A 16,453-nucleotide genomic window follows, 5' to 3' on the forward strand; every position below is an offset into this window, starting at 1 on the left:
TCCCAGCCCCCAAATCCACTCCCCCCGAAAGGATACCATCATGCCCATGGACATGAGCCATAAAGCTATTTTCGAACGCCGAGAGAGCGAGGCGCGCTCCTACTGCCGCGCCATGCCCGCGCTGTTTGCCAAGGCGCAAGGGTCGAAGCTGATCGCCAAGGACGGGTCGGAGTGGATCGACTTCCTCGCCGGCTGTTCGTCGCTCAACTACGGCCACAACGACCCTGACATGAAGCAGGCGCTGATCGACCATATCGCGTCGGACGGCATCGCCATGGGGCTTGACCTGCATACCGAGCCGAAGGCCGGGTTCCTGGAGGCGTTCGAGGAGCATATCCTCAGGCCCCGCGACATGGATCACCGCGTGATGTTCATGGGGCCGACCGGCGCCAACGCCGTCGAGGCCGCGATGAAGATCGCGCGCAAGAAGACCGGGCGCACCAACGTCATCGCCTTCACCAACGGCTTCCATGGCGTGACCATGGGTGCACTCGCCGCGACCGGCAACGGCTATCACCGCGGCGGTGCCGCGATGGATACGCAGGGCGTCACCCGCATGCCCTATGACGGCTATGCCGACAACGTGGACAGTGCCGCGCTGGTCGACGCCATGCTGTCGGACCCGGCGGGTGGCGTCGACGCCCCGGCCGCGATCATGTTCGAGACCGTGCAGGGCGAGGGCGGCCTCAACGCCGCCTCGGCCGAGTGGGTCCGTGCGATGGCCGATGTCGCCAGGAAGCATGGCGCGCTCTTGATCATCGACGACATTCAGGCGGGTGTTGGCCGCACCGGCACCTTCTTCTCGTTCGAGGAGATGGGCGTGACGCCCGACCTCGTGACCATGGCGAAATCGGCCTCGGGCTTCGGTCTGCCCTTCGCTATGGTGCTGGTGCGCCCCGAGCATGACATCTTTGGCCCGGCCGAACACAACGGCACCTTTCGCGGCAACACCCATGCCTTCGTGACCGCCCGCGTGGCGATCGAGAAGTTCTGGGCCGACGACGCGTTCCAGAAGACGCTGGCCACCAAGGCCAAGCTGATCGAGGACCGCCTGAGCGAGATCGCCGCGATGGTGCCCGGCGCCTTCCTCAAGGGCCGTGGCCTGATGCGCGGCGTCGATGTCGGCACCGGCGAGCGTGCCGCCGACATCTGCGCCCGGGCGTTCGAGAAGGGCCTCGTGATCGAGACCTCGGGCAACCACGACCAGGTGGTCAAGGTCCTCGCACCGCTCACCACCCCGGAGGAGCTGTTCCACCAGGGGTTCGACATCCTCAAGCAGGCCACGCAGGATTCGCTGGCCGCCCACACCAAATTTGCAGCGGAGTAACAGACATGATTGTACGTGATTTCAACAAGATCATCGAAGACGAGCGCAACCGGGTCGTGAAGGACGCGAACTGGAGCTCGGTCCGCATGCTGCTGGCCGAGGACGGGATGAACTTCTCGTTCCACATCACCTTCCTCGAGGCGGGCTCGGAGCACACGTTCCACTACAAGCACCACTTCGAAAGCGTCTATTGCATGCAGGGCAAGGGTACTGTCACCGACAACGGCACCGGCGAGACCCACGAGATCAAGCCGGGCGTGATGTACGCGCTGAACCTGCACGACAATCACACCGTGAGGGCCGACGAGGAACTCGTCATGGCCTGCTGCTTCAACCCGCCGGTGACCGGCAACGAGGTGCACCGCGAGGATGGCTCCTACGCCCCGGCGGAAGAGGAAAACGCCTGAAGCCATGGCCCATACTGTCGAGAAAATAGGCGGGACGTCGATGTCCCGCATCGACGAGCTGGCCCGCACGCTGATCATCGGAGACCGGTCGGGGGAGGACCTCTACGGCCGCGTCTTCGTGGTCTCGGCCTTCGGGGGGATCACCAACCTCCTGCTCGAGCACAAGAAGACCGGCGAACCGGGCGTGTTCGCGGCCTTCGCCAACGACGACCGTGCGCATGGCTGGCAAGATCGGCTCGACACGGTGGCCTCGGCGATGATCGAGGCCCACCGGGCCGTGTTGACCAATCGCGCCGACGTGGAGCGGGCAGACGAGTTCGTGCACGACCGTGTCTACGGCGCGCGCAACTGCCTGATCGACCTGCAGCGCCTGTGTTCCTACAGCCACTTCCGGCTGAGCGAGCACATGGGCCAGACCCGAGAGCTGCTGTCCGGTCTGGGTGAGGCACATTCGGCTTTCGTCACCTCGCTGCTGTTGCAGCGCCAGGGGGTGAACGCGCGGTTCGTGGAGCTTTCGGGCTGGCGCGACGAGGGCGACGTATCGCTTGACGACCGGATCAAGGGGGCGATGGAAGACGTCGATCCCGCGACCGAGATGCCGATCGTCACCGGCTATGCACAATGCGCCGAAGGGCTCATGCACGAGTTCGATCGCGGCTATTCCGAGGTGACCTTTTCGCGGCTGGCATCGCTGACCGGCGCGCGCGAGGCGATCATCCACAAGGAATTCCACCTCTCCTCGGCCGATCCGGGATTGGTGGGCACGGATGCGGTGCGCAAGCTTGGGCGGACCAATTACGACGTGGCCGACCAGTTGTCGAACCTCGGGATGGAGGCGATCCATCCCAAGGCCGCCAAGACCCTGCGCCAGGCCAAGGTGCCGCTGCGCGTGACCAACGCCTTCGAGCCGGAGGACCCGGGCACGCTGATCGACGACCAGCCGGCGGATACGGCGGCGGTCGAGATCGTGACCGGTCTCGATATCTATGCCTTCGAGCTGTTCGAGCAGGACATGGTGGGGGTGAAGGGCTACGACGCCGCGATTCTCGAGGCGCTGACCCGTCACAACGTGCGGATCGTTTCGAAGGTGTCGAACGCCAACACGATCACCCATTACGTCGACACCTCGCTGAAGGCCCTCCGGCGGGTCGAGAAGGATCTGGCCGCGCGCTACCCCTCGGCGCAGATCTCGTCTCGGGCGATCGCCATGGCGTCTGTCGTGGGGCGTGACCTGAACGGCCTGTCGGTGCTGACCCGGGGCTTGCAGGCCATCGCGGCGGCAGGCCACGAGGCGATCGGCGCCAGCCAAGGGCCGCGTAATGTCGACGTGCAGTTCATCGTCGAGCGCGACAGTTTCGACGCGGTGATCACCGCGCTGCACCGCGCGCTGGTCGAGGGGCACGACGTCAAGGAGGTCAAGAACCTCAAGCGTGCCGCCTGAGAGCGCGCAAGACATCCTCGGGGGAGGATGGAAGAGGCCCCGGCCGGGCGGAGCGATCCGTGCCGTCCGGGGCCTCTTTTCGTTGGCGCGGACGGCATGCGCGCCACAGGTCAGCCCGGGGCGACGAGCCTGTGCCTTGCCCGGGGCGGATGGTGATTTGCAGCGGCAAGGCAGGCAAAGTGTGTCACGACAAGCGGCAGACGCGTGCAAGCCCGGGGCGCTGCCCTCCGCGCTGAAATCGCCTCGACGCCGCCTGTCGGGGCGGGGCCAACGTGTTTGGTGGCCAACACCTTTCACGGCAACCCGGGACGGCTGGTGCGCGCTTGCCCATGCCGGCGGGCCGGAGCTTTGGGAATCCCGCGCTCCGTCGATCCGGAGCGCGGATCGGGCCAGGACAAAGCGCCTGCCCCGGAGGTCGGGCCGCGCGCTGTGAAAGCTTATACCGACAGGCAGATGTATTTCATCTCGAGGAAATCCTCGACGCCGTGCTTGCTGCCCTCGCGGCCGAGGCCGGATTGCTTGACGCCACCGAACGGCGCCACCTCGGTCGAGATCAGCCCCGTGTTCACCCCGACGATGCCGTATTCCAGGCCTTCCTGCACCCGCGTGATGCGGCCGATGTCGCGGGCGTAGAAATAGGATGCCAGCCCGAAGATCGTGGCATTGGCCTTCTCCACCGCCTCTTCCTCGGTCTCGAACTTGAAGAGCGGCGCCACCGGGCCAAAGGTTTCCTCGGTCGAGACCTTCATGTCCTGCGTGACCCCGGTCAGCACGGTCGGTTCGAAGAAGGTCCCGCCCATAGCGTGGCGCTTCCCGCCGGTCACCACCGCGCCGCCGTGGTCCAGCACGTCCTTGATGTGGTCCTCGACCTTCTGCACCGCCTTCTCGGTGATCAGCGGACCGGCCTCGACCCCGTCGTCCAGCCCGTCGCCGACCTTCAGCGCCTCGACCGCGGCCGCCAGCTTCTCGGAGAAGGCGTCGTAGACGCCGGCCTGCACGTAGATCCGGTTGGCGCAGACGCAGGTCTGACCGTTGTTGCGGAACTTCGAGGCCATCGCGCCCTTCACCGCCTCGTCCAGATCGGCGTCGTCGAACACGATGAACGGCGCGTTGCCGCCCAGTTCCATCGAGCATTTCATCACCTGGTCGGCGGCCTGACGCAGAAGGATCCGCCCCACTTCGGTCGAGCCGGTGAAGGTGAGCTTGCGCACGGTCGGGTTCTCGCAGAACTCCTTACCGATGTCCGAGGCCTTCATCGAGGTGACGACCGACAGGATCCCCTTCGGCAGCCCCGCGCGTTCGGCCAGCACCGCCATGGCCAGCGCCGACAGCGGCGTTTCCGAGGCCGGGCGGCAGACGAAGCCGCAGCCCACCGCCAGCGCGGGCCCGGCCTTGCGGGCGATCATCGCGTTGGGAAAGTTCCACGGCGTGATCGAGCCGACCACGCCGATCGGCTGGCGGATCACACTGATGCGCTTGTCGGCCTGATGGCCGGGGATCGTCTCGCCGTAGATCCGCTTTGCCTCCTCACCGAACCACTCGATGAAGCTGGCGCCATAGGCGATCTCGCCCTTGGCTTCGGCCAGCGGCTTGCCCATCTCGGCCGTCAGGATAGCGCCCAGGTCGTCCTGGTTCGCCATCATCAGCTCGAACCATTTGCGCATGATCTGCGCGCGTTCCTTGGCGGGGCGGGCGGCCCAGTCCTTCATGGCGACGCGGGCGGCCTCGATTGCGCGGGCGGTCTCGGCCCGGCCCAGATCGGGGACGGTGCAGATCACGTCGCCGCGGGCGGGGTTGGTCACCTCGAAGGTAGAGCCGTCGTCGGCGTCGACCCATTCGCCGGCGACAAGGGCTTGTGTGACCAGCAGCGACGGGTCCTTCAGAAGCGACTTCAGGTCGGTCGTGGTATCGAGCATGGGGATCTCCTTCCTCTGGGGGCGCTGTAGCCGCGGCGGATCGCAGCGGGGCGATGCGGATCGCGCGAGACAAAACACGGTGTGGACTTGGTTGTCCAGCTATGACGGCGGCGGGGGAAGGCAAGGGCGCAGATGCCTCAGGTGCGGCGGGGGTGGGGGGGAATGCCGGCTGGCTGGCGGGCGGCAGGCATGGGCAGCAGGTTGGGCCGGCCCCTTTCAACACCGGGACGGTCGCGTTAGGCAGGGTTCGACAAGAGGGAGGCGACGAGATGAGCGCAGAGATGGACCGGGCCTATGCTAACGGGGATTTCATTCCGGGGGCGGCCGACTTCCCGCCGCGCTGGGCCGAGAAGGCCGAAATATTCCGTACCGCGCTGGGGGCGCGCGCGCGGTTGGGCCTGCCCTATGGCGACGGCGCGCGCAACTGGTTCGACCTGTTCCTGCCGGACGGGGCGGGGGGCGCCGCCGCGCGGGGCCTGATGGTGTTCATTCACGGCGGGTACTGGATGCGGTTCTCGCCCCGCGACTTCTCGCATCTGGCGGCCGGCGCGCTGGCCCGCGGTTTCGCCTGCGCCATGCCCGCCTACACGCTGGCCCCCGGGGCCCGGATCGGCGAAATGACGGCCGAGATCGGCGCTGCCATCGCCGCCGCCGGGGCAGAGGTCGACGGGCCGATCGCGGTGACGGGGCATTCCGCCGGCGGCCACCTGTCGGCGCGGATGGCCTGCGCCGGGGCGCCGCTGTCGCCCGCGCTTGCCGGCCGCGTGCAACGCGCCGTGCCGATCTCGCCGCTGGCCGACCTCAGGCCGCTGATGGACACCACTATGAACGAGACGCTGGCACTCGACCTGCCCGAGGCGCTGGCGGAAAGCCCTGCGCTGACCCCGCGCCGGGCCGATTGCGCGGTCACGGTCTGGGTCGGCGGGCAGGAGCGGCCGTCCTTCCTGTGGCAGGCGCGCAGCCTGTCCGAGGCGTGGGATTGCGACTGGCACGTCGCCCCCGGCCTGCACCATTTCGACGTGATCGACGACCTTGAGGCCGAGGACAGCGCCCTTACCGAAGCGGTACTTGGCGGGCTCTGACCCCGCGGGTGCCGAGCGGGACCGTGTCAGCCCCGGAGGTGCGCGTCAGGTGCCGCGGGCCGCGCGGCCATGGCGAGCGGTCCATGTGGGTTGCAGATCGCCGGGGCGGGCCGAGGCCTCGTAGACCGCCCGCGCGATCGCCCGTGACAGGCAGGCCGCCGCCGCATGGCCGAGCGCGAAGGTATCGGTCAGCGGATCGGCCAGCGCCCGCGCCCCCGTCGCCGCGGCAAAGACGAGGTCGCCGTCGAACGGGGTATGGCTTGGCACCAGCGCCCGCGCCATGCCGTCATGCGCCGCAGTGGCGAAGCGCTGGCACTGCGCCTGGCTCAGCGCGGCATCGGTGGCGACGATGGCGATGGTCGTGGCTTCACCGGGACGCAGGGAGCCGGGACGCAGAGGGCCCGTTCCCGCGCCGGTCTGCTTGCCGGGGCGGGGTTCCTCGTCCGCGGGATGGGCCGTCGCGGGGCCGAGGCCGCCGAACTCCTCCGTCAGCTCCCACGGAGCGGCCCAGAACTGCGCGCCGCCGCCCACCGTGGCCCGCCCGAGCGCATTCACGGCGACCAGCGCGCCGACCGTCAGCCCGCTTTCCAGCACCGCCGAGGCAGACCCCAGCCCGCCCTTCAGGTCGCCGGTCATCGCGCCGAAGCCCGCGCCGGCCGTCCCCAGCGCGAAATCCGGCCCTGCGGCGATCAGCGCGGCCCGGCCCAGCCGCTTGTAGGGGTTCTCGTCCCAGTTCTTGTCGCCGCCGTTGAGCAGGTCGAACAGGATCGCCCCGGGCACGATCGGCACCCGCTGTCCGCCGACGTCGAAGCCCCGACCCGCAGCGCGCAACCCGTCCGCCACGCCCGAGGCGGCGTCGAGTCCGAAGGCCGACCCGCCCGACAGCGTCAGCGCGTCGACTTCCTGCACCAGCCTGTCGGGCGCCAGAAGGTCGGTCTCGCGCGTGCCGGGGGCGCCGCCCATCACGTGCACGGCGGCGGTGAAGGGCCGCGCGCCCAGCAGCACCGTGGCGCCGGTGCGGACCTGCGCGTCCTCGGCATTGCCGACGCTCAGCCCCTCGACATCGGTGATCAGGTTGCGGGGTCCCGGTCGCATCATATCCTCGGCTTCGCGCTGGCGGTGGCGGGATCGCCGGTGTTCGGCGTGCCCTTCGGTTCGATCAGCAGAAGTCGGGCCTCGGCCTTGGCGCGCGGCCGGTGGCGCACCCCCTTCGGCACCACGAACAACTCGCCCGGGCCGAGGTGGAGCGTCTCCTCACCGACGTCGAGCTCGATCTCGCCCTCAAGGACGAGGAAGAGATCGTCGGTGTCGGGGTGGTCATGGAAAGGGAATTCGCCCTCGACCCTGACCACCATGATGTCATGGCCGTTGAAATCCGCCACCACGTGCGGATCCCAATGGCCCGCCACCAGTGCCAGCTTCTCGGCAAGGTTCACGGCCTTCATCCCGATCTCCTCGATCCCGCGGGCGGGACCACCCCGCACGCCTGCCGCCAGCGAACGCCATCGGCGCGCCGCGCTCAAGCCCTTTTCGCCCGGTTCCGACTGGCGTCCTTTCCCCGTCTCTCGTGACGGTCGGGTGATCTGCGCGTGATATGGAACTTTCCCGTGCGTCGCGCGTTGCGGCACAATGTGCAGCAGTACGGACCGTTCATCTTGCCCCGAAGTCGCCCGCCCCGGCGTAAACCGCGGGGCTTCTGTCCCGACTGCCAGCCGCGGCGCCCGTCCGGGACGCGCCCTGTCGCGCACGGCGTGATCGGCCAGCCGCTTTGATGCAGCATACCCCGCCCATGACCACCCGGTCGCACACCGGCTTTCGTGCCCGTCTGCGCGACGGCACCCGTTCCGTTCACGATGCGGTCGAGGCCGTCTTTCAGCCGTTCCATGACGACCCTGCCGCCGAGATGGGGCCGTTCCTGCGCGCCCAGTGGCTGGCGCTCGAGGCTCTGGCACGCGCCGCGGCGGGGACCCAGACGCCCGAGGAGGAAGCGGTTCTTGCCGCGCTTCTCGCCGCGCTGTCAGAGGATGGCGCGGCAGGGCGGCCGCTCGGGCCGGTGCCCGCGCTCGATCCGCTGGCCGTTGCCTACGTGGTGTTCGGCTCGCGGCTGGGAACGCTTGTCCTGACACGGCGGGCAACCGATGCGGGCGTGGCGCCGCTGCCCGCCTATTTTGACCCCCGCGATACCCGGCAGGCCTGGCAGGCGATCTGCGCGCGCCTCGACGAGATCGGGCCGGAAGATCCCCGCGCGCGGCAGGTCGAGACGGACGTGACGGTGGCCTTCTCGTGCTTTCTCGCCGCCGCCCGCCTTGTCCGAGAGGAGCGGGCAGGCACGGCCAGTCAGCTGCCCCGCACGGGCGAGACCCTGCCTGACCTCGCGCCAGGACGCGGCCCCGAACAGGAGAGACCCGAAGGCGGGTTTCCCGAAGACAGGATGAATATGAATGCCTGAGATGCAGGTTGACCTGACCAATTGCGACCGCGAACCCATCCACCTGCTGGGGCGGGTGCAGTCCTACGGCGCGTTGCTGGCGGTGGGCGCGGACTGGCAGGTGCAGCATGCCTCGGCCAACCTGGGCGCGATCCTGGGGGTCGAGGCCGCCGCGGCACTGGGCCGGCCGCTGTCCGAGGTGATCGACACCGACGCCGTGACCCGGCTGCGGCGCAGCCTGCGCGCGGTGGAGGACAGTTCCAATGCCGTGCGCCTTTTCGGGGTGGCGGTGCGCGCGGGACTGGGGCCGTTCGACGTCTCGATCCACCAGAGCAGCGGGCGCCTTCTGGTCGAGCTGGAGCCGAAGGGGCGCGGCGTCGAAAGCGATGTGATGGCCGAGGTGCAGCCGCTGGTGCGCCGGATCCGCTTCGACCGCGCGCTGGACACGCTGTCGCGCGACGCTGCGCGCAGCCTGCGGGTGCTGTCGGGCTTCGACAGCGTGATGGTCTATCGCTTCGATCGCGACGGGTCGGGCCAGGTCATCGCCGAGGATCGCGCCGACGGCCAGCGCCGTTATCTTGGCCAGCACTTTCCCGCCACCGACATTCCGAAACAGGCCCGCGCGCTCTACAAGCGGTCGCTGTTGCGGTTGATCGCCGATGTGGGCGACCCCGGCGCCCCCATCCTTGCCCATCCCGACCAAGGCGAGGCGCCGCTCGACCTGTCGCTTGCGGTGACGCGGGCGGTGTCGCCGATCCATATCGAATATCTCAATAACATGGGCATCGGCGCCTCCATGTCGGTGTCGATCATGAAGGACGGAGAGCTGTGGGGTCTTTTCGCCTGCCACCATGACCGCCCGCATTACATCGACTACGAACGCCGCACCGCGGTCGAGATGTTCGGCCACATGTTTTCCTACGAGATCGGCCGCTACGAGGAATCCCTGCGCCGCAAGGCGACCGAAGACGCGGCGCGGCTGCAGACCCGCCTGATGTCGCAGCTTGCCGATGCGCATGAGCTGAGCGGCCCGATCCTGTCCATGTCCGACGCGATCCAGGGCGTGATCGCACATGACGGAATGGCGGTGGTCTGGGACGGCAAGGTCGCCGCGCGCGGGGCGGTGCCGCCCGAGGACGAGATCCGCGCCTTCGGCGAGACCTTCGCCGACCTCAGTCAAGGTTATGGCGAGGTCACGGCAGTGGAAAGCCTGGCCCTGCACCGGCCCGCCGCCGCCGCCTATGCGAAGGATTGCGCCGGGTCGCTTTTCGTGCCGATCTCGCGCGGGGCGGGCGATTACATCGTCTTCTTCCGGCGCGAGATCGAGGCGGTGATGGAATGGGCGGGCGATCCGTCGAAGCCGGTCTCGGTGGGGCCGAACGGCATCCGCCTGACCCCGCGCGAGAGCTTCGCGATCTGGCGCGAGACGGTGCTGGGCCATTGCGCCGACTGGTCGGATTACGCGATCCACGCGGCGGGAGAGCTGCGGACGCTGATGCTGGAGGTCGTGCTCAAGGTGGCCGAGGCACAGGCGACCGAGCGCAAGCGCGCCGCCGAGCAGCAGCAACTGCTGATCTCCGAGCTGAACCACCGCGTGCGCAACATCCTCAACCTGATGCGCGGGCTTGTGGCGCAGTCGAAATCCGGCACGACGACGCTTTCAGAATTCACCGAAAGCCTGGACGGGCGGATCCATGCGCTGGCCCAGGCGCACGACCAGCTGACCCGCGAAAGCTGGGAGCCCGCCTCGCTGCGGGAGCTGTTGCGGCTGGAGTTCGATGCCTACGCCGACGCCAAGGCCGAGCGGGTGCGGATCACCGGGCCGGACGCCATGATCCTGCCCACGGCCTATACCGCGCTGGCGCTGGTGCTGCACGAGATGGCGACCAACTCGATCAAGTACGGCGCGCTCTGTGACCGGGCCGGGCGGGTCGACATCGCCCTGTCCTTCGACGCCGCCGGCACGCTGACGATCGACTGGAAGGAACGCGGCGGTCCGGCGGTGGCGCCGCCCCGGCGCCGCGGCTTTGGCACCACGATCATCGAGCGCTCCATCCCGCACGAACTTCGCGGCACGGCACGGATCGACTACCGCGTCACCGGGGTCGAGGCGCTGTTCACCGTGCCCGGCACCTTCGCCAGCCGCGCGGCCGGCGCGCCGGACGAGGGGGCGGAAGAGGGCGCGGCCCCGGGCGCGGTCGGCGGGGCAATCCCCGCCGTGTCTCCCGCACAATCCGGGGACGGCCGATTGCAGGGCCGGGGGCTGGTGGTCGAGGATTCGCTTATCATCGCGCTCGATGCCGCCGACGCGTTGCAGGACCTCGGCGCCGAGGACGTGCAGATCGCCTCCTCCGTGGCGCAGGCGCTGGAGATGATCGAGACCCGCCCGCCGGCCTTCGCGTTGCTCGACGTCAACCTGGGTTCCGAGCAGTCGGTGCCGGTGGCCGAACGGCTGGCGGCGCTTGGCGTGCCCTTCGTGCTGGCGACGGGCTATGGCGAGGCATCGGCGCTGGTCGAGGCCTATCCGCCCTGCGTCATCGTGCAAAAGCCGTTTTCGCCCGAGACGCTGACCGGAGCATTCGCCAAGGCCCTCAGGGCGGGCTGAGCGGGGCAGGCGCCGCCGCCCCGGCGACACTCGGGCGCCGCGCCCGTGATAATGCCCTCGAACGCATCCCTCAGGGCGCGTTGAAGGCGAACCATCCCCCGCCCAGTTCCCGTGCGCCGCGGCCCGCCAGCTGGCGGCGCCAGAACCGTTCCGCCTTCGGCACGGCCTTGAGCCGCCAGGGCCCGGGGAATTGCGCGAAGACCAGCGCCGCGGCCATGGCCCCGATGCCCCGGTCCCGCCACCCGGGCAGGACCGAGAATTCGGCCAGTCCAAGAAACCCCTCGCCGGTATCGCGCACGAGGGCGAATCCGGCCACCGCACCATCGGCCAGCACGAGGAACGGCACCCGGCTGGGTTGTCGCCAGTAGAGCGGGACCGAGGCGCGGGCGATCGGCGCGGCGATTCCCATCTCGTCGAGATAGGCGTTCACCATGCGGGCGATCCGTGCCTCCTCCGACGGCGGCGCGTGGCGCAGCGTCACCTCATCCATCGAGCCATCCCGCCGGAATCTTCGGCGTCGCGGCCAGAAGCTCCCGCGTGTAGGAGTGACGCGGGGCGGCGAAGACCGCTTCCGTCTCGCCCTCCTCGACGATCTCGCCCGCGCGCATCACCATCACCCGGTCGGTGATCACGCGAACCACACCCAGGTCGTGGCTGATGAACAGGTAGGAAAGGCGGTAGCGGCCCTGAAGATCGGCCAGCAGGTCGAGGATCTGCGCCCGCACCCGCACGTCGAGGGCCGAGACGGCCTCGTCGAGCACGATCAGCTCGGGGCGGATGATCAGTGCGCGGGCGATGGCGATGCGCTGGCGCTGCCCGCCCGAGAATTCGTGGATGTACCGGCTGGCGGCCTCCGGTGTCAGGCCCACCGCGCTGAGCGCCTCGGCCACGCGGTCACGCTGTTCGGCCTTCGGCGCGGGGGCAAGGTGGAAGGGCTCCGCCACCAGCCGCCCGACCTTCTGGCGCGGGTTGAAGCTGCCGTAGGGATCCTGGAACACCACCTGCACGCCCGCCCGACGCGCGCGCGGCATGGTGGGCGAGACCGGCGCGCCATTGAGGCGGATCTCGCCCCCCTGCAGCGGGTCGAGGCCCAGGATCGCACGGGTCAACGTGGACTTGCCGCATCCGGATTCCCCCACGAGACCAAGGCTTTCACCCTTGTGCAGGGTGAAACTCACATCCTTCACCGCGGTCAACCTGCCCGGCGGCGCGAAGGCCGAGGGGCGGGGCAGGGCATAGTCCCGCCGGGCCGAGGCGACGTGGAGAAGCGGCGCCTCGCGCGCCTGTGGTCGGCGCGCCGGCACATGCGCCGCGGCGGCGAAAAGGCGGCGGGTGTAATCGTGCCGGCGCGCGCGGAAAAGCGCCTCGGTCGGCCCGGCCTCGACGATCTTGCCCGCCTCCATCACCGCGACCTGGTCGGCGACGCCGGCTACCACGGCAAGGTCGTGGGTGATCAGCATCAGCGCCATGTCCTCCTCGGCCACCAGCCCCCTGAGCAGGTCGAGGATCCCCGCCTGCGTGGTCACGTCGAGGGCCGTCGTCGGTTCGTCTGCAATCAGCAGCTTCGGGCGCAGCGCGATCGCCATGGCGATCGACACGCGCTGGCGCTGGCCGCCCGAAAGCTCGTGCGGGTAGCGCGACAGCGGAAAGCGGTCGGCCGTCAGGCCCACGCGGTCAAGCCGGGACCGGGCGGCCGACAGTGCCTCGGACCGCGTGGCGGCGCCGTGGATGACCAGGGTCTCGGCCACCTGGTCGCCGATCGTCTGCACCGGATTCAGCGCGGTCATCGGCTCCTGGAAGATCATCCCGATCTCGTTGCCGCGGATCCGGCACATCTTCCGTTCGGGCAGGCTCAAAAGGTCCTCGCCACCCATCGTAGCCCGGCCCGCCACCCGCGCGCCCGGCGGCAGAAGCTGCATCAGCGCAAGCGAGGTCATCGACTTGCCCGACCCGCTTTCGCCCACGAGGCCGAACACCTCTCCGGGGATGAGATCGAACGAGACGTCGTGCAGGATCGGCATCCCGTGGATGGCAAGCGACAGGTCGCGGACGGAAAGCAGGGTCATTTGCGCCTCAGCCGCGGGTCGAGAAGGTCGCGCAGCCCGTCGCCCATCAGGTTCAGCCCGAGCACGGTGAGGACGATGGCAAGACCCGGGAACACCGCCAGCAGCGGCGCGAGGGAGATCATCGTCTGGCTGTCGGCCAGCATCCGCCCCCAGGACGGGACCGGAGGTTGCGCGCCAAGGCCCACGTAGCTCAGCCCCGCCTCGGCGAGGATGCCCAGTGAGAACTGGATCGTTCCCTGCACGATCAGCAGGTTGGCGATGTTGGGCAGCACGTGTTCAAGGGAAATCCGCGCCGCGCCCTTGCCCGCCACCTGCGCCGCGCGGATGTAATCCAGCGTCCAGAGCGACAGCGCGCCGCCACGGGTGACCCGGGCGAAGACGGGGATGTTGAAGATCCCTATGGCAAGGATCGCGTTCACCGCCCCGGGCCCGAGGATCGCGGTGATCAGGATGGCGATCACCAGCGAGGGGAACGCGAAGATCAGATCGTTGCCGCGCATGATCGTTTCGTCCAGCAGCGACCCGCGCCGCGCGGCGGCCCAAAGCCCCAGCGGCACGCCCGCGGCCACGCCGATCCCCACCGCCACCAGCGCCACCGCGATCGAGGTGCGCGCGCCCACCATCAGCTGGCTGAAGACGTCGTGGCCATAGGTGTCGGTGCCCAGCCAATGCGACAGCGACGGGGGCTTCAGCCGCGCCGCGATGTCCATCGCCGCGACCGGGTAGGGCGTCCAGAAGAACGAGAGCACGGCGAGACCCGCGAAGATCGCGGTGAGGGCCGCGCCAAGGACAAGGGGCAGGGGCAGGGGAAACCTCATGCGGGACATGTCATCCGGGGCGCCTCAACCTCGGGTCGACGGCGGCATAGGCGAGGTCGGTGAGGAAGTTGACGACGATCACCGCGGCGACCAGCAGCATGACGACGGATTGCACGGTGATCAGGTCGCGCTGGGTGATCGCCTGGAAGATCAGCCGCCCGAGGCCCGGCAGGTAGAACACGTTCTCGATAATGATCGCGCCGGCCAGCAGGAACGAGAATTGCAGCCCGAGGATCGTCAGCACCGGGATCAGCGCGTTCCGAAACGCATGACGCCGGATCGCCTGGCCCTGGGTCAACCCCTTGGCCCGGGCGGTGCGCAGATAATCCTGGTGCAGCGCCTCGATCAGCGCCGAGCGCATGACGCGTGCCAGGATCGAGGCCTGCGGCAGCGCCAGCGCGATCGCGGGCAGTGTCAGCGCCACCAGGTTGGGCCAGATCCCCGCCTGCCAGCCGGGAAAGCCGCCGGAGGACACCCAGTGCAGCCTGATCGCGAAGATCAGCACCAGCAGCATGGCGAACCAGAAGTTCGGCACCGCGATGCCAAGTTGCGTCACCCCCATCACCGCCAGGTCCGAGGCCCGGCCCCGCCGCGCCGCCGCCACCATCCCGGCCGGTATGGCGATCAGCGTCGACAGCGCCATGGCGTAGATCGTCAGCGGTAGCGAAACCTGCGCGCGCTGCGCGATCAGCTGCGCGACCGGGGTCTTGTAGGTGTAGGAAAGGCCGAAGTCGCCGTGCAGCATGCCAGCCAGCCAGTGCAGGTAGCGCAGCGGGGCGGGCCCGTTCAGCCCCAGCTGCTCGCGCAGCGCAGCCATCGTGTCGGGGCTCGCGTTCATGCCCAGCATGAACGAGGCCGGATCGCCCGGCACCACTTGCAGCACGGCAAAGATCACCAGGCTGGCCACGATAAGGCTCAGCACCAGCGAGATCAGCCGGGAGAGAAGGTAGCGCAGCATCCGGTCGAGGCCCCTGTTTCGCCCGAGCCTATGCGGCGGCTCCGGCGCGGTAAAGGCCCCCCTCCTGCCCGCAGGCACGCCACACCCGCCGCATCCGCGGGGGTTTCACACCCCCGCACCCCCGTGGGATATTTCCACTCAGAAGAAGACAGGTCCTCCTCCACTTTCTGCTCGAAAATATCCCGGGGGGCAGGGGCCTGAAGCAGCTGTCAGTTGCCCCCCCGAGCTCCGCGCAGACTGACACGACGGCCAGACATGAGAAAGCCCGCCTCAGGATGGGCGGGCTTTCGCACGCCGGTTCGAGCGTTGGGGCGATCCGCGTCGGCCTCGATCCGGCTCAGTCCTTCTGCTGCGCCTGGACCGGACGCTTCTCGCTCTCAGGCGATGCGGTGCGCTGCTCAGTGGCGATCATTGGCTCGACGCCATCCACCGAAGCTGGGAGGTTCGCGAGGTAGTCAGCGATGCGCTTCCGATCGACGGCGCTGGCGGCCTGCGCGAGCGTGTCCAGGAACTGCTCAGTTTCGGCGCGGGAAGCGCTGTCGAGCCATTTTCCGAAGGCCTGTAGCACATGGCCCCGGCGCTTGAGATGCGCCTTCTGTTCCTTCTCGGCGATGCTCACGACCGCGGCCTGGAAGCGCGCGGATGCCTTTTCGATCGCGCTTTGGGCGCGTGCAGATTGATGAACCGTCATGTCATGACCCTTTCGGTTGGCTGGGCTCGCGCCGGATATGGACCTCGGCCGGTGAGCGGAAAGAAGATTTTCTTCCCCTCACCGATCATTCTCCTCATGACCGGCATTCGCGGTCCGACGAAGGGCCTTCATCGACCGATCGGCTTCGCTGGCCTCCCGCATGATCGCCCCCGTGAACTGGCTGCGAAGCTTCACAGGGAGGGCCTTGAGCATGGCGCGGCGCAGCCCGTGGAGCGCCGTCTCCGCGCGCTCGACGGTGCTGGCACGGGCGTCCAGTTCTTGTTTCGCGTGGAGGCCTGCGGAGTGGCGGAGCATCCCGTAGCCGCGCTGGAGACGGGCCAGGAGCCGCCGGGTAGGCTTGGCAGGTGCGTCGAGAACCTGCGTAAGCCGCCGGCGCGCGGGATCGTCCGAAGGGAGCTTGGGCGAGACCACAAGGCGATCGTCGGCATCGGGCACCAGGTGGCCCTCGGCGACATGGCAGGAACGAGGTGCCCTGGCATTACATCGACCCGGGCCAATCGTCGGGAAAACAGCCCCCCGGACTGTTTTCTGATCCTCCTCATACCCAGCAGAACGCCTTCATCGAAAGCTTCAATGGCAGCCTGCGCGACGAGCTCTTCTTCTGTAATCGGGGCGTGGCTGTCAAGCGGTCGATCACTCTGGTCCCGTCTGGGGTCATGCTTCTGTCCGCGGTCGGCATGGCGCTGCCGCATA

16 protein-coding genes are annotated in these 16,453 nt (G+C 68.7%); 7 read left to right on the top strand and 9 right to left on the bottom strand.

Annotated elements, in window-relative coordinates:
* The first annotated feature begins 40 nt into the window (after window positions 1-40).
* The 3 genes from ectB to CVV76_RS20765 are packed head-to-tail and all read left to right on the top strand — an operon-like array spanning window position 41 to window position 3,175.
* Window positions 41-1,327 (top strand): diaminobutyrate--2-oxoglutarate transaminase, encoded by a 1,287-nt coding sequence (gene ectB, locus CVV76_RS20755; protein ID WP_102226597.1) that lies wholly within the window; start codon window positions 41-43, stop codon window positions 1,325-1,327.
* 5 nt (window positions 1,328-1,332) lie between these two features.
* Window positions 1,333-1,734 (top strand): ectoine synthase, encoded by a 402-nt coding sequence (locus CVV76_RS20760; RefSeq protein ID WP_102226598.1) that lies wholly within the window; start codon window positions 1,333-1,335, stop codon window positions 1,732-1,734.
* A 4-nt stretch (window positions 1,735-1,738) separates the two neighbouring features.
* Window positions 1,739-3,175, top strand: coding sequence for an aspartate kinase (locus tag CVV76_RS20765; protein WP_102226599.1), 1,437 nt, complete (start codon window positions 1,739-1,741; stop codon window positions 3,173-3,175).
* Between the two features lie 437 nt (window positions 3,176-3,612).
* On the opposite strand, the gene CVV76_RS20770 is transcribed toward CVV76_RS20765, so the two are convergent.
* Window positions 3,613-5,091 carry an NAD-dependent succinate-semialdehyde dehydrogenase gene (locus tag CVV76_RS20770; RefSeq protein ID WP_102226600.1) on the bottom strand — a complete coding sequence of 493 codons (1,479 nt, stop codon included), beginning with the start codon at window positions 5,089-5,091 and terminating at the stop codon, window positions 3,613-3,615.
* Between the two features lie 269 nt (window positions 5,092-5,360).
* Here CVV76_RS20770 and CVV76_RS20775 point away from each other — a divergent pair, with 269 nt between their 5' ends.
* On the top strand, window positions 5,361-6,173 hold the full coding sequence (locus CVV76_RS20775; protein WP_102226601.1) for an alpha/beta hydrolase: 813 nt from the start codon (window positions 5,361-5,363) through the stop codon (window positions 6,171-6,173).
* 45 nt (window positions 6,174-6,218) lie between these two features.
* Here CVV76_RS20775 and CVV76_RS20780 read toward each other — a convergent pair whose 3' ends face one another.
* Complete coding sequence (locus tag CVV76_RS20780; protein ID WP_102226602.1) at window positions 6,219-7,268, bottom strand: P1 family peptidase; 1,050 nt, start codon at window positions 7,266-7,268, stop codon at window positions 6,219-6,221.
* Window positions 7,268-7,618, bottom strand: a complete 351-nt coding sequence (locus CVV76_RS20785) for a cupin domain-containing protein (protein ID WP_102226617.1) — start codon at window positions 7,616-7,618, stop codon at window positions 7,268-7,270. Before CVV76_RS20785 ends, CVV76_RS20780 begins: the two co-directional genes overlap by 1 nt.
* 344 nt (window positions 7,619-7,962) lie before the next feature.
* Here CVV76_RS20785 and CVV76_RS20790 point away from each other — a divergent pair, with 344 nt between their 5' ends.
* Together CVV76_RS20790 and CVV76_RS20795 are read left to right on the top strand one after the other, a co-directional pair.
* Complete coding sequence (locus CVV76_RS20790) at window positions 7,963-8,622, top strand: heme oxygenase-like domain-containing protein (RefSeq protein ID WP_102226603.1); 660 nt, start codon at window positions 7,963-7,965, stop codon at window positions 8,620-8,622.
* A complete protein-coding gene (locus tag CVV76_RS20795) occupies window positions 8,615-11,206 on the top strand; it encodes an HWE histidine kinase domain-containing protein (protein WP_102226604.1) in 2,592 nt (863 codons plus the stop codon). Before CVV76_RS20790 ends, CVV76_RS20795 begins: the two co-directional genes overlap by 8 nt.
* A 70-nt stretch (window positions 11,207-11,276) precedes the next feature.
* Here CVV76_RS20795 and CVV76_RS20800 read toward each other — a convergent pair whose 3' ends face one another.
* The 6 genes from CVV76_RS20800 to CVV76_RS20825 form a co-directional block, all read right to left on the bottom strand.
* Window positions 11,277-11,696 (bottom strand): GNAT family N-acetyltransferase, encoded by a 420-nt coding sequence (locus tag CVV76_RS20800; RefSeq protein WP_102226605.1) that lies wholly within the window; start codon window positions 11,694-11,696, stop codon window positions 11,277-11,279.
* Entirely contained in the window at window positions 11,689-13,272 is a 1,584-nt protein-coding gene (locus CVV76_RS20805) for an ABC transporter ATP-binding protein (protein WP_102226606.1), read from the bottom strand. The genes CVV76_RS20800 and CVV76_RS20805 overlap by 8 nt, the downstream gene beginning before the upstream one ends.
* The gene (locus tag CVV76_RS20810) at window positions 13,269-14,090 is read right to left on the bottom strand and encodes an ABC transporter permease (RefSeq protein WP_408607897.1); all 822 of its coding nucleotides are present in this window, start codon (window positions 14,088-14,090) and stop codon (window positions 13,269-13,271) included. The genes CVV76_RS20805 and CVV76_RS20810 overlap by 4 nt, the downstream gene beginning before the upstream one ends.
* 10 nt (window positions 14,091-14,100) lie before the next feature.
* Entirely contained in the window at window positions 14,101-15,048 is a 948-nt protein-coding gene (locus tag CVV76_RS20815; RefSeq protein WP_102226607.1) for an ABC transporter permease, read from the bottom strand.
* A 337-nt stretch (window positions 15,049-15,385) separates the two neighbouring features.
* On the bottom strand, window positions 15,386-15,739 hold the full coding sequence (locus tag CVV76_RS20820) for a hypothetical protein (protein WP_102226608.1): 354 nt from the start codon (window positions 15,737-15,739) through the stop codon (window positions 15,386-15,388).
* Between the two features lie 78 nt (window positions 15,740-15,817).
* Complete coding sequence (locus CVV76_RS20825) at window positions 15,818-16,195, bottom strand: hypothetical protein (RefSeq protein ID WP_102226609.1); 378 nt, start codon at window positions 16,193-16,195, stop codon at window positions 15,818-15,820.
* A 32-nt stretch (window positions 16,196-16,227) separates the two neighbouring features.
* Here CVV76_RS20825 and CVV76_RS25500 point away from each other — a divergent pair.
* On the top strand, window positions 16,228-16,453 hold a 226-nt coding region (locus CVV76_RS25500), incomplete at its 3' end, for a transposase (RefSeq protein ID WP_233193065.1).

Source organism: Acidimangrovimonas sediminis (assembly GCF_002871005.1).
In the GTDB taxonomy this organism is placed as follows: Bacteria; Pseudomonadota; Alphaproteobacteria; order Rhodobacterales; family Rhodobacteraceae; genus Acidimangrovimonas; species Acidimangrovimonas sediminis.